Here is an 11,688-nt window from a genome sequence, read left to right as displayed (position 1 = left end):
GTGACGGATCCGGCGGAGCGGCAGAGGCTCGACCGCTGGATCTGGCATGCCCGCGTGGTGCGCACCCGTGAAGCCGCCGCGGATCTGGTGCGCGCCGGCCATGTCCGGCTCGACGGTGCGCGGGTCACGAGCCCGTCGCATCAGGCCCGTGCCGGGCAGGTGCTCACCATCGCGCTGGACCGGAACGTGCGGGTGCTGCGAATCGTCGGCTTTTCGGAGCGGCGGGGAGATGCTACATCGGCACGCGCGCTTTTTGATGAAATAACAGAAGCGTGACGGGAAATGGGTGGCCGCGGCCTTGCGCGCGCTTGCGTGGCGCGCCCGGCTGGGCTACCCGATGCCCGCGAAAGGGATTGTCCATGACTTACGTCGTCACCGAGAACTGCATCCGCTGCAAGTACATGGATTGCGTGTCCGTGTGCCCGGTGGACTGTTTCTACGAGGGCGAGAACATGCTCGTCATCCACCCCGACGAGTGCATCGACTGCGGGGTCTGCGAGCCGGAATGCCCGGCCGAGGCCATCAAGCCCGATGCCGAGCCGGGGCTCGAGAAGTGGCTCGCGCTCAATGCCGAATATGCCAAGGCGTGGCCCAACATCACGCTGAAGCGCGACCCGCCGCCCGACGCCAAGGAGTGGGACGGCAAGCCCGGCAAGGAAGAGCTGTTCTCTCCGGAGCCCGGACAGGGCGACTGACGCCCCCGGCTTCGCGACACGCGGAGCGATCCGATCAGGTTGCGCCAACCTGATCGGGCTGGGGGTCCTGATTGGCTTTCCAAAGCTCCTCATCCAAAGCTCCTCATCCAGCAGGGTTCCCCGTCTGGGTCGCCCTGCGGTGCCTGCGCGCAGGGGGAGCCGGCATGGCTTTTCCCCTTGCGTTTTTTCGCTTTCATGACAGGGGCTTGGTCTGAAATGCGCGGGGTGCGCGCAGGGGCTTTCTGTTTCTGCCTGTAGTGGTAATCGGTTGACGCCAATTTCAATTGTGGCTAAGGTTTGGCGTCAGTTTTCGTCCTGTAGGGCGATGGTCGTATGGGCGCGAAATCGTCCGCGCAGAAGATGTTTCACGTCCATGCCGGCCCCCAATTCCTCGCATAGATCTTTTAGAAGGTCACCTTATGGAAAGTGCGAGATATCGCGCGCTGGACGGCCTGCGCGGCATGGCAGCCTTGCTCGTCGTTTTCTATCACATGACCGTTTCGAGTATTTTCAAGTCTCTGCCGATCGTCATTCATGGTGACCTTGCGGTCGATGTCTTTTTTATATTGTCAGGCTTTGTGATCTCTTCGGCCTATGCCGGCCGTATCGACGATTCGCGTGCGATGCAACGCTTCCTCATCCTGCGGTTCTTCAGGGTCTATCCGCTGCATTTCTGCGTCCTGATGGTGTTCCTGGCGCAGGAATTGTTCAAGCTCTACCTCTGGAACAAGGGCATCACCCTCAACAAGGGCGCGCCCTTCACCGGCGACCAGTCTCCGGGCCTGTTCTTCGCCACCCTGTTCCTGGTGCAGGCGTGGGGCATGTTCGACCGCAATTTCTGGAACGGGCCAAGCTGGAGCATCAGCTGCGAGGTCTTTGCCTATCTCGTTTTCGCCCTGACGGCGCCGCTGCGGCCCTTGCGCTGGCGCTTCGCACCCCTCGGCGTCCTCATCTTCGCGGCCTGTTCCTACATCTACGCCGCCACGCTGCATGACGGCCTGGAGCAGGCCTTCTACGGGCCCGCGGCGATTCTGCGCGGCCTGTCCGGCTTCTTCCTCGGCGCCCTGTGCTACGAGGCGGTGACTTCCGGCCGGCTGAAGCAGCTGTTCGCCGCGGCGTCGGACGGTGCCCTGAACCTGTGGCAGGGGGGCACCGTGCTGGCGGTGCTCCTGCTGCTCTCGGTCTGCCAGGGCCCGACGATCATCGTCGCGCTGGTGCCGCTGACGGTTCTCGTCCTGCTGCTCCATACCGATCGCGGTCTTGCCTGCGCGCTGCTGAACACCCGGCCGCTGCAGGCTCTCGGCCGGATCTCCTATTCCATCTACATGGTTCACTTCTTCATCCTGGTGACCACCGACACCATTCTGAAGCGGGTCATCGGCGAGCGGCCGGACGGTGCGCCCTGGTCGCAGATGCCCCTGTGGCAGGGCACGCTGCTCTCCCTAGCGCTGGCGCTGGTGGTGGTGGCGGTGGCCGGTCTCACCTGGCGCTTCATCGAGGAGCCGGGCCGCGCCTTCGGCCGACGCCTCGTCGGCGGCGGGGGCATGTCCCAAGGCACCGGAATGACTGCCGGCAAGGTCGCGCCGGCGCTGGACACCTCCGGCAACACGGCCATGGAAGCGGCGCCGCGCTCCAGGGAGTGAGGGCGCCGCCGGCCCCTGCGGGCGTCCGGCGCTCGGCTCACGATGCTGCGTTCACGGCACGGGGTGCGCCTGTGCTATCCCGAGGCGGGCATGCAGGTCCGGTCCCGTGGGCAATCCCGCCACCTCCTCGACCTGGAGCGAGCCGGCCGCGAGGGCGCCGATGATGGCGGAGACGCCGTCGAAGCGGCGATCCGCCCGGTCGATGAGATCCACCCACAACTGGTCGAACTGGTCGAGCATCTCCACCAGCGGCACCACCGGCAGTTGGATGCCGGAATAGCGCGGATGCTTGTTGGTCAGCTTCTTCCAGTCGTCCTTCAGGGCATCCCGCAGCAGGGGGTCGTTGGTCAGCCGGTTGTCACGGCCGCCGCGCTCGAAGGAGGCCTTGGTCTCCAGCAGGTGCGTCAGGTGCGCAATGGCGCGGCTGCGCATCAGCGGGCGGATCCGGTTCTTGAAATAGCCGCGCAGCATGTCGGTATAGACGCTGTCCTCATAGCCGATGTCGCGGACCACCGCCCCGCCACCCACCTGCGCCGTCATCGCCTCGAACAGGCCCTGTGGCCAGTCGGCGGCGGGCCGCGAGGTCAGGAGCAGGACCACACCCGGCGGCATCTCCGCGGCCGCGGGCAGCACCGCGATGGCGCCCCCGTCCGCGATCCGCTCCAGGCCGTCGATGGCCACCAGCAGCCGCTTGGCGCCGGTGGTGGTCAGGTGGTCCCGCGCCGCGCCGAGCAGGGCGAGAACGTCCGCCCCTGTCGGCTCAGCGCTGGCGGCTTCCGCGAGCGCGACGCCGAACTCCGCCGCGAAGGCATCCTTCAGCGCCGTCACCAGCGCGTGCGGCGTCAGGGGGCCCTGCACATGGACGCCGATGGCCCGGATGTCGCTGGCAATGGTGCTGTCGATGCCCTCGAGCACGGCGGGATCGCGCCCCGGCCGCCGGGCGATGATGCCGCGCACGAACGCTGTCTTGCCGATGCCGGCGGGCGCCCGCAGCCAGTAGAGGCCGCGATCGGTGGTCAGCAGGAATTCCCGCAGCGGTGTCCTGAGATAGGTGGGCGACACATAGGCCGCGTCCAGCGCGGCGAAATCGAGGGGAGCCGGATCGGCCGTCACGTCGGGCGTCGGGTCGCAGCGGACCTCCGGGGCAGGAGAGGTCATGTCGTGTTCCTCCGGGCGTTGTGGCCTTTGTCGCACCACAGAGGACGGATCGCTGGTCGTCGGTCCTCCGCCCCGGCAGGACTGCCGTGCTGTTGGCGGATTTCCACCCAAGGGTCCTCACGCCCCCTCACCAAGCACAAAGCGTGCCCCAGCCGCCCGGCGAGAGGTCAGGGGGCCGCGGCGAGCGGCTCGTACTGGGAGAGCACCACCTGTCCCGCCGCATCGAGGAAGGCGCGGCCGAAGCGCGACTTTTCGAGGCGATCCACCGGCTGCCAGATGGTACCGCCGATGGGCGGGGCGGCGCCGGGCCGGGCGCAGGGCACGGCGATCGTCACCGCCTGCCCCGGCCTGTAGGCGGTGCCCCGCTCCACCCGGGCGACGGTGCCGGTGACCATGCAGGCGCCGAAGCTCTCCTGCGGCGGCTTCACCTTCTGGACCGCGATGACGATGACGCTCGCCGCATCGCGCCGCGCGCCCTCATAGACATAAGGCGGCATCAGCGCCGCTGCCGGCCCGCTCCAGCCGGCCACCAGCGCCGCAACCAGCAGCCCGGCCCGCCGCATGGGTGCGCGCGCCACCCTCCGGCCGCCGCTGGCGTCCTTGCTGCCTATCCATCGGCCAATCATCGCGCGTTCCCCCGCCATCCCGGTTTGTCGAAATCGGGTTTCGCCTTATATAGCCCCGATGCTCGACGAGACCCATTCCACGGCGGCGGCGCCCCTGCCGGATTTCGCCCGCCGGCGCACCTTCGCCATCATCTCCCATCCGGACGCCGGTAAGACGACGCTGACGGAAAAGCTCCTGCTTGCCTCCGGCGCCATCCGCATGGCCGGCCACGTGAAGGCGCGCGGCGAGCGCCGGCGCACCCGCTCCGACTGGATGGAGATCGAGCAGCAGCGCGGCATCTCGGTCACTTCCTCGGTGATGACCTTCGAGCGCGACGGCATCGTCTTCAACCTGCTGGACACGCCCGGCCACTCGGACTTCTCCGAGGACACCTACCGCACCCTCTCCGCCGTGGACGCGGCGGTGATGGTGATCGACGCGGCCAAGGGCATCGAAAGCCAGACCCGCAAGCTGTTCGAGGTCTGCCGCCTGCGCGACATTCCCATCTTCACCTTCGTCAACAAGGTGGACCGCGAGAGCCTCGACCCCATCGCCCTGATGGACGAGGTCTCCTCCACCCTCGCCCTCGACCTCACCCCGCTCACCTGGCCCATCGGCATGGGCGTGGACTTCCGCGGCCTCATCGACATCGCCAACAGGAAGGCCCTGCTCGCCACCGAGCGCGGCGGGCCGCTGGTGCGCGAGGTGCCGTTCGAGACGCCGGAGGACCTCATCGACCTTGAGGGGGTGGAGGAGCGCATCATCAACGAGGCGGTGGAGAGCCTGACGCTGGCGCTCGGCGTGCTGCCGCCGTTCGATCTGGCCTCGTTCCGCGAGGGGCACCTCTCGCCGGTCTATTTCGGCTCGGCGCTGAAGGAGGCGGGTGTCGCCGAGCTGCTGTTCGGCCTCGGCTCGGTGGGGCCGAGCCCGCTGCCGCGCTCTGCCGCCGGCGAGCGCATGGTGGAGCCGGCGGAGGATCTCGTCTCCGGCTTCGTCTTCAAGGTGCAGGCCAACATGGACCCGAACCACCGGGACCGCGTGGCCTTCGTGCGCCTGTGCTCGGGCCGGTTCAAGCGCGGCATGAAGCTGTTCAATCCGCGCGAGAAGCGCAACATGGCCATCGCCAACCCCATCTTCTTCTTCGCCCAGGAGCGCGAGACGGTGGACGAGGCGGTGGCCGGCGACATCATCGGCATTCCCAATCACGGCATGCTGCGGGTGGGCGACACCCTCTCCGAGGGCGAGAGCATCCGCTTCGAGGGCCTGCCGGACTTCGCGCCGGAAATCCTGCGCCGGGTGCTGCTCTCGGACCCCATGAAGGCCAAGCAGCTGCAGAAGGCGCTGCAGGACATGGCGGAGGAAGGGGTGGTGCAGGTGATCCGTCCGGTTTCCGATCCCGCCCCCATCGTGGGCGTGGTGGGCACCCTGCAGCTCGACGTGCTCTCGGCGCGGCTGGAGAAGGAATACGGCGTGCCCATCCGCTACGAGGCGGTATCCTTCGTCACCGCCCGCTGGATCGTCGGCGAGCGGGCCGAGGTGGACCGCTTCATGGAGGCGAACCGCTCCTCCACCGCCCGCGACCGCGACGAGGCGCCGGTCTATCTCGCCCGCAGCCAGTGGGTGCTCGACCGCGCCATCGAGGAATGGCCCAAGCTCAAGTTCGTCGCCGTGAAGGAACGCGGCTGACCTTTCATCCCGCCCTGAATTGACATGCCCGGCCGCGCGGGGGCGCGGCCGATCCGGAGGATCCCATGGCCGACGCCGCCCGCCTTGCCGCGCTTTCCCGCATCATCGACGACGCCTTCGAGACGCGCGCCGAGATCGGCTTCTCCACCATGGGCGAGGTGCGTCTCGCCGTTGACGAGGCGCTTTCGCTGCTCGACAGCGGCGCCGCCCGCGTGGCCGAGAGGGGCGCCGACGGCAACTGGACCGTGAACCAGTGGCTGAAGAAGGCGGTGCTGCTCTCCTTCCGGCTCAACGACATGGTGCCCATCGGCGGCGGCCCCGGCGGCGCCCACTGGTGGGACAAGGTGCCCTCCAAGTTCCTGTCCTGGAGCGAGAAGGACTTCCGCGCCGCCAGCTTCCGCGCCGTGCCGGGCGCCATCGTGCGTCGCTCCGCCTATATCGCGCCCAACGTGGTGCTGATGCCGTCCTTCGTGAATCTCGGCGCCCATGTGGGCGAGGGCACCATGGTGGACACCTGGGCCACCGTGGGCTCCTGCGCCCAGATCGGCAAGAATGTGCACCTGTCCGGCGGCGTGGGCATCGGCGGCGTTCTGGAGCCGCTGCAGGCCGGCCCGGTGATCATCGAGGACGACTGCTTCATCGGCGCTCGATCGGAAGTGGTGGAGGGCGTGGTGGTGCGCACCGGCTCGGTGCTCTCCATGGGCGTCTTCATCAGCGCCACCACCAAGATCGTGGACCGCGAGACCGGGGAGGTCTTCGTGGGCGAGGTGCCGGCCTATTCGGTGGTGGTGCCCGGTGCGCTGCCCGGCAAGCCCCTGCCGAACGGCCAGCCCGGCCCTTCGCTGTCCTGCGCGGTGATCGTGAAGCGGGTAGATGCGCAGACCCGGTCCAAGACCTCCATCAACGACCTGCTGCGCGATTGAGGATGGCCCGGCGGGACCATTCCGGTCCCGCCGGTTTCCGGCGCCGGGCGGGGAGCGCTGGGGCCGCGCCCGGCGGGTGCGCCGGAAGGCCCTGCTTTCAACGCATGGAGAGCGGCCGCCGATGCGCTTGGGCGATGGCTGCGGCGGCCTCTCGCGGTCGCTCTGAACAGATGCGCCGGGTGTCGTGGTTCGGCCTGTGGGCAGCGTTGCGATAACGTCTTGCCAGACGGCAACAAGCCGCTATATTCCGCCGCCTCGCCGGTATGCAGCGCTGCTCGATCGCTGCTGGTCTTCGAATTCCCCTGGAAAGCGATGACGCAATGTCCGGCGTCCGGGTTTCCCTCCCGGTCGGAGAGGTGGCGGAGCGGTTGAAGGCGGCGTGGCCGCATTCGGCAGCCGCCTTCCCGAGGGATCTGCGCGCGCCTCGGCGCGCCGGGCTGGAGAGGTGGCCGAGTGGTTGAAGGCGCACGCCTGGAACGCGTGTATACGGGAAACCGTATCGAGGGTTCGAATCCCTCTCTCTCCGCCAGCCCCTAGTTCCAGACATTCCCACTAAGTCCCATAAGTGCATAGAAAAACGCACTTTTCTATGCGTTCGCTACTCTCTACGCTTCAGTCAGTTTCCCATAATCCCACGCCGCTGTTAGGGTAGACGTTAGGGGCAAATCAGCCTCGCGGAACTGACCCTAACGCAGGCCATGCAACTCAATCGCCTCAACGCCAAGACCGTCGCAACCATCACGAAGCCCGGCCGGCATGCGGATGGCGGCAATCTGTATCTGGTCGTGAACCCATCCGGGGCCAAGACATGGGCCTTCCTCTTCAGATGGAAGGACGACCCCTCGACGCTGGGCTCAGGCCGACTGCGCGAGCTGGGCCTTGGGCCACTACAATCCGTCTCCCTGGCCCGCGCGCGGGAGCTGGCCGCGGCCGCCAGGGAACAGGTGGCCGCTGGGGTCGACCCGATCGCGGCGCGCCGGAAGGTCCGCGAGACGGGGAACGCTCCGACCTTTGGGGAGGTCGCCGAGGCGCACATCGCCACGATGGCGCCCGGCTGGCGGAACCCGAAACACATCGACCAGTGGCGAACGACTCTCAGCCTCCAGCGGGGGGATGATGGCGCCTACGTAGATTCGGGCTACTGCACCGGGCTTCGTGACAAAGCGGTCGCGGACGTCACCACCGAGGACGTCCTCTCGATCCTGACGCCCATCTGGGCTGGTAAGAACGAAACCGCCTCGCGCCTGCGTGGGCGCATCGAGGCCGTCCTGGATGCGGCGAAGGCCAAGGGCCTGCGCTCAGGTGAAAACCCGGCACGCTGGAAAGGCCACCTCGCCCTCACCCTCCCCAGGAGACAAAAGCTCCAGCGTGGGCACCACGAGGCCCTGCCCTATGAGGAGGTGCCGGCATTCCTGAAGCGGCTGCGACTGGTGCGCGGGATGTCCGCCTTCGCCCTGGAGTTCCTAATCCTCACCGCGGCCCGGTCCGGCGAGGTCAGGGGCGCTCGATGGTCTGAGATGGACCTGAAGGCAAGGGTCTGGACCGTGCCGGCCGACCGCATGAAGGCGGGCCGGCCCCACCGCGTCCCGCTCTGCGACCGCTCCGTGGAGGTTCTCCAGGTCGTGGCCCAGCTCGACCATGCGCCAGATGATCTGGTTTTCCCGGGACAGAAGCGGGGGGCGCCGCTCTCCGACATGAGCCTGACGGCGCTGCTGCGCCGCCTCAAGCTGGATGTGACAGTTCACGGCTTTCGCTCCTCCTTCCGAGATTGGGCCGGCGATGCGACGGCCTTTCCACGGGAAGTTGCCGAGGCTGCGCTCGCCCACGCCGTGGGCGACGCCACGGAGGCGGCCTACAGGCGCTCTGACGCTCTTGAGAAGCGCCGGAAGCTCATGGACGCATGGGGCGAGTTCCTGGCCGGTGCGAACGAAGAGAAAGCGGCATGAAGCGTCGTCCGCCCGCCGCTGAGTCATCTCTGGTTCGGCTCGCACGCCAAATCGCCCAGGCGGCAGAGGACTCGACCACAGCGGACGCGGGCGGACGCATCTTCGACCGGGAAAAGTTCGTCGAACTGTGCCGGGACTTCGGCCATGAGCCCCCGAGCGAGGACGAGATTGCCGCGGTAGCGGCAGAGCCACAGCCGGAGACCCAAGTCCGCCTCATTGACCGCACCAAGGCCCTTTGGGCAAGCGCCCACCATTTCGTCCGACACACTGACGTTGTGGCGCTCGTCCGAGAGGCGGCGCCGGGGGCGCCTGCCGCTGCGGTCGAGGCGGCGGGTGCTGAAATTTGGAACGCGGCGGTCGCTTTTGAGGGCCTTCGTGAAGAGCACGCAGCTCCTGTTTGGCAGGTCCACCAAGGTGACGATGGTCGGTGGTCCATTCGGCTGGCGCCCGGCAGCAAGGCGCCGAGCTTCCCGAAGGAATTGAAGAGCCTGCGCCTCAAGACGGAAAAAAGCGCAAAGGTCTGGCACAAGGCGTGGTGGGAGCAGTCCCCCACCTTGCGCGCTCTCGTCACTAGTCAACTGGGCGGGATAGATGCGCTCGCGCGCTTGGTTCGACATCGTCCGATTACAGCGTGCGCCGGGCTCCCGCCCGCGCCGCCGCCGGATGAGATAAGGGCGGCGCTGGACGCAATCGCCGTCTCTCTGCCGATGACGGGGCAAGGCGGGCGCCCGCGCGACCATCAACGCGACGAAGCCGCCATGGTGATCATCTGCGCATGGGCCCGCGTAACCGGTCAGAAGGCGACTGAGAAAAACCACGACCTGCGTGAGTTCCTCGCTGAGCTGTCCTCGCTCTTCAACGCGCCGGGCGACAAGGACTTCCTCGGACTTCTGAATTCAGGCTCCACATCGAGCCGCATCCTGGCGCTGGCCCGCAAAAAGTTGGCCGACACGCAAAAATAGCAGGGTTATTGGGGACTATTTTTCCCGAGAAATCCCGGAAGCTCTCCCTCGTGTCCAACACTTGGAGAGTTCCGATGAACGTGTCCACCAATACTCGCCTGATGTCGATGCGCGACGCCCAGGACTTCCTCGGGCTCAGCAAGAGCACGCTCTACCGTATGCTGGGCACGGGCCGCCTGCGCGGCAAAAAGTTCGGCAAGCGCCTCATGTTCGAGGCGCACGAGATTGAGAACTTCATCGCCTCGGCGCCGCCCGCCCGCATCACCACCACGAGCTGAATGAAAAGCCCGCCCTCTGGAGGGGGCGGGCTTCTCTTCACTTCAGAACACCAATGGAATAGCACATGTCTAACAGCACTCAGAATGACGCGCAAGCGAAAAAGCACAGGCTGACCCTCTTGGACAAGTGGAAGCTCATGAATCTCGTCATGAGCGACCATGACTTGTCCGCTTCCGCGCGCAATCTCTTCTTTGTTCTGACTGATCACTACAATGCCAAGACGTGTCAGTGTGATCCATCCATGGACCGTCTGGCCGCCCGCATCGGCCTGTCGCGCCGCCGCACGGCGCAGACGCTGCGCGAGCTGGAGCAGCTCGGGTGGGTGAGGACGACTCCGTCGAAGGGTGCGCGCAACTCCTACGACCTCGCCTTCGAGCGGGTGACCTCGACCCTGGAAAAAAATGACGACCCCGAAGTCGACTTCACCCCTGATACTTCGCATCCAGATTGGGATGAAGAAAATCTCATCCGATCAAGGGAAGATAACCAAGGGAAGAAGAAGGGAGGGGGATTCCCCCCTCCCCCGCCGCATTCCGATCTCGACATCACGGAGCCGCCGCACGATCCGGCCCCTCCCTGCGCCCCGTCCCGGATGAAGGTGGACGAGTTCGGGGAGGATTTCACCGAGTGGTTCAACCAGTACCCCAAGCGGGAGGGCTGCGACGGGGCTCGCCGCGAGTACGCCGCGGCGCGCCACCGGGGCGCGACGGCGGGTGATCTCCTGAATGGCGTCCTGCGCTTCGCCGCAGCCTGCCAGGGCAAGGAGGCTCGCTTCATCACCATGCCCGCATACTGGTTGCGTGATGGGCGTTGGCGGGACGACCCTCCGCGCCAGAGCCAGCCCCAGCGTCCGGCCCCGTCCCGGTACGCGCCGCGCGGGCTGCCGCCTGCCTCGGTGGCGCAGCTCACCGCCATGGTCGCTGCTTCCAAGGCCAAGGCTGCCTACGAGATGGCCTTGAACGGCGGGAAGCCGTTGCCAGCGGGGGGCTTCTGAAATGGGCGACGCGATCACGCTTTCAGACGGCCGCGAACTGTCCATGACCGACATCGTCAGGGTGCCGTGTGCGGTCCTGGAGCCCTTCCTGACCGCCCGACGTTGGTACGCGAAATTCAGAGAGATCACGTCGGACTACGACGTGATGGGCTTCTCGTGGAACGAGGACCTGACCCCGGCAGAGACAGTGTCTGCTCACATGCGGGAGCAGGCCCGCGCGATCCACAGGCGCGTGCCTGACGTCGAGGTCATCAACGCGGCGCAAAGCGCGCTCTCGCATGCGCTCCGTACGCCGGCCACCCCGGAAGAAACCGTGCTCATCGTGAGCGGCTTCTTGTCAGCCCGCGTCAACCTGAGCAACGAGCGGTACCCGGAGGTCGTGGAGCGGCTTGCAGCTACGCTCGTCAACGCTCTCGACTTCGAGCCCTTCTCGGCGGCCGCCTTGGCCGCCGGGTGCCAGCGGTGGAATGAGACCGAGCGGTTTTTGCCAGAGGGCGCCGAGCTGCTCGACAAGGTGCGCGAGGCACATGGCCAGATGCGCCGGGTCGAAGACCGGCTGCCTGATCTGTTCTACGTCGGTTTCAAGGCGTGGCAGCTGCTTCGCGACCTGGGCGAGGTGCAGCCCGCTGACGATGGTTTCGACGACGAGGTCGAGTACCTGCCAGCCAGCGCACTCCCATGTGCCGCCGCCAACGTCGTGCCGCTCCATCGTATGAAGGGGGAGGTGTCGTGACCTCCCTCAGCCAATCGCCTTGCGATGGGGCGCGAGCTGAGCCCCCGCCCCACACCCCCGGCA

At 66.9% G+C, this 11,688-nt stretch carries 12 protein-coding genes and 1 tRNA gene; 11 read left to right on the top strand and 2 right to left on the bottom strand.

Features of this window, described 5'->3' with window-relative positions; all coding sequences use genetic code 11:
• The 3 genes from K9U40_RS05845 to K9U40_RS05835 all read left to right on the top strand — a co-directional run bounded on the left by K9U40_RS05845 (window position 1) and on the right by K9U40_RS05835 (window position 2,338).
• Window positions 1-276: an RNA-binding S4 domain-containing protein gene (locus K9U40_RS05845; protein ID WP_282889271.1), complete on the top strand. Its 276-nt coding sequence runs from the start codon at window positions 1-3 to the stop codon at window positions 274-276.
• Window positions 277-359: 83 nt separating this feature from the next.
• On the top strand, window positions 360-695 hold the full coding sequence (fdxA, locus tag K9U40_RS05840) for a ferredoxin FdxA (protein ID WP_282889270.1): 336 nt from the start codon (window positions 360-362) through the stop codon (window positions 693-695).
• A gap of 419 nt (window positions 696-1,114) precedes the next feature.
• Window positions 1,115-2,338: an acyltransferase family protein gene (locus K9U40_RS05835; protein ID WP_282889269.1), complete on the top strand. Its 1,224-nt coding sequence runs from the start codon at window positions 1,115-1,117 to the stop codon at window positions 2,336-2,338.
• A 51-nt stretch (window positions 2,339-2,389) separates the two neighbouring features.
• Here the strand turns inward: K9U40_RS05835 and K9U40_RS05830 are convergent, their stop codons facing one another.
• Both K9U40_RS05830 and K9U40_RS05825 read right to left on the bottom strand, forming a co-directional pair.
• The gene (locus tag K9U40_RS05830; protein WP_282889268.1) at window positions 2,390-3,496 is read right to left on the bottom strand and encodes a hypothetical protein; all 1,107 of its coding nucleotides are present in this window, start codon (window positions 3,494-3,496) and stop codon (window positions 2,390-2,392) included.
• A 167-nt stretch (window positions 3,497-3,663) separates the two neighbouring features.
• Window positions 3,664-4,074 carry a hypothetical protein gene (locus K9U40_RS05825; protein ID WP_282889267.1) on the bottom strand — a complete coding sequence of 137 codons (411 nt, stop codon included), beginning with the start codon at window positions 4,072-4,074 and terminating at the stop codon, window positions 3,664-3,666.
• 106 nt (window positions 4,075-4,180) lie between these two features.
• Here K9U40_RS05825 and K9U40_RS05820 point away from each other — a divergent pair, with 106 nt between their 5' ends.
• From K9U40_RS05820 to K9U40_RS05785, 8 genes are all read left to right on the top strand, one after another.
• The gene (locus tag K9U40_RS05820; protein ID WP_282889266.1) at window positions 4,181-5,788 is read left to right on the top strand and encodes a peptide chain release factor 3; all 1,608 of its coding nucleotides are present in this window, start codon (window positions 4,181-4,183) and stop codon (window positions 5,786-5,788) included.
• Window positions 5,789-5,853: 65 nt separating this feature from the next.
• Window positions 5,854-6,711 (top strand): 2,3,4,5-tetrahydropyridine-2,6-dicarboxylate N-succinyltransferase, encoded by an 858-nt coding sequence (gene dapD / locus K9U40_RS05815; protein ID WP_282889265.1) that lies wholly within the window; start codon window positions 5,854-5,856, stop codon window positions 6,709-6,711.
• Between the two features lie 439 nt (window positions 6,712-7,150).
• Window positions 7,151-7,240, top strand: a tRNA-Ser gene (locus tag K9U40_RS05810).
• Between the two features lie 169 nt (window positions 7,241-7,409).
• Window positions 7,410-8,657: a tyrosine-type recombinase/integrase gene (locus tag K9U40_RS05805; protein ID WP_282889264.1), complete on the top strand. Its 1,248-nt coding sequence runs from the start codon at window positions 7,410-7,412 to the stop codon at window positions 8,655-8,657.
• Window positions 8,654-9,619 (top strand): hypothetical protein, encoded by a 966-nt coding sequence (locus K9U40_RS05800; RefSeq protein WP_282889263.1) that lies wholly within the window; start codon window positions 8,654-8,656, stop codon window positions 9,617-9,619. Before K9U40_RS05805 ends, K9U40_RS05800 begins: the two co-directional genes overlap by 4 nt.
• A 74-nt stretch (window positions 9,620-9,693) precedes the next feature.
• Window positions 9,694-9,897, top strand: coding sequence for a helix-turn-helix transcriptional regulator (locus K9U40_RS05795; RefSeq protein WP_282889262.1), 204 nt, complete (start codon window positions 9,694-9,696; stop codon window positions 9,895-9,897).
• 65 nt (window positions 9,898-9,962) lie between these two features.
• On the top strand, window positions 9,963-10,892 hold the full coding sequence (locus K9U40_RS05790; protein ID WP_282889261.1) for a helix-turn-helix domain-containing protein: 930 nt from the start codon (window positions 9,963-9,965) through the stop codon (window positions 10,890-10,892).
• 1 nt (window position 10,893) lies between these two features.
• On the top strand, window positions 10,894-11,625 hold the full coding sequence (locus K9U40_RS05785) for a hypothetical protein (protein WP_282889260.1): 732 nt from the start codon (window positions 10,894-10,896) through the stop codon (window positions 11,623-11,625).
• Window positions 11,626-11,688: the final 63 nt, after the last annotated feature.

This window comes from Xanthobacter autotrophicus (assembly GCF_030015065.1).
Taxonomy (GTDB): domain Bacteria; phylum Pseudomonadota; class Alphaproteobacteria; order Rhizobiales; family Xanthobacteraceae; genus Xanthobacter; species Xanthobacter autotrophicus_D.
Note: the sequence above shows the minus strand (reverse complement) of the source record. Positions and strands in the feature narration are given on the sequence as shown.

Excerpts from the sequence above, each read along its gene's own strand:
- K9U40_RS05795 (WP_282889262.1), top strand. The coding sequence starts at position 9,694 with ATGAACGTGTCCACCAATACTCGCCTGATGTCGATGCGCGACGCCCAG.
- K9U40_RS05790 (WP_282889261.1), top strand. The coding sequence starts at position 9,963 with ATGTCTAACAGCACTCAGAATGACGCGCAAGCGAAAAAGCACAGGCTG.
- K9U40_RS05785 (WP_282889260.1), top strand. The coding sequence starts at position 10,894 with ATGGGCGACGCGATCACGCTTTCAGACGGCCGCGAACTGTCCATGACC.
- K9U40_RS05835 (WP_282889269.1), top strand. The coding sequence starts at position 1,115 with ATGGAAAGTGCGAGATATCGCGCGCTGGACGGCCTGCGCGGCATGGCA.
- dapD (WP_282889265.1), top strand. The coding sequence starts at position 5,854 with ATGGCCGACGCCGCCCGCCTTGCCGCGCTTTCCCGCATCATCGACGAC.
- K9U40_RS05830 (WP_282889268.1), bottom strand. The coding sequence starts at position 3,496 with ATGACCTCTCCTGCCCCGGAGGTCCGCTGCGACCCGACGCCCGACGTG.
- K9U40_RS05800 (WP_282889263.1), top strand. The coding sequence starts at position 8,654 with ATGAAGCGTCGTCCGCCCGCCGCTGAGTCATCTCTGGTTCGGCTCGCA.
- fdxA (WP_282889270.1), top strand. The coding sequence starts at position 360 with ATGACTTACGTCGTCACCGAGAACTGCATCCGCTGCAAGTACATGGAT.
- K9U40_RS05805 (WP_282889264.1), top strand. The coding sequence starts at position 7,410 with ATGCAACTCAATCGCCTCAACGCCAAGACCGTCGCAACCATCACGAAG.
- K9U40_RS05820 (WP_282889266.1), top strand. The coding sequence starts at position 4,181 with ATGCTCGACGAGACCCATTCCACGGCGGCGGCGCCCCTGCCGGATTTC.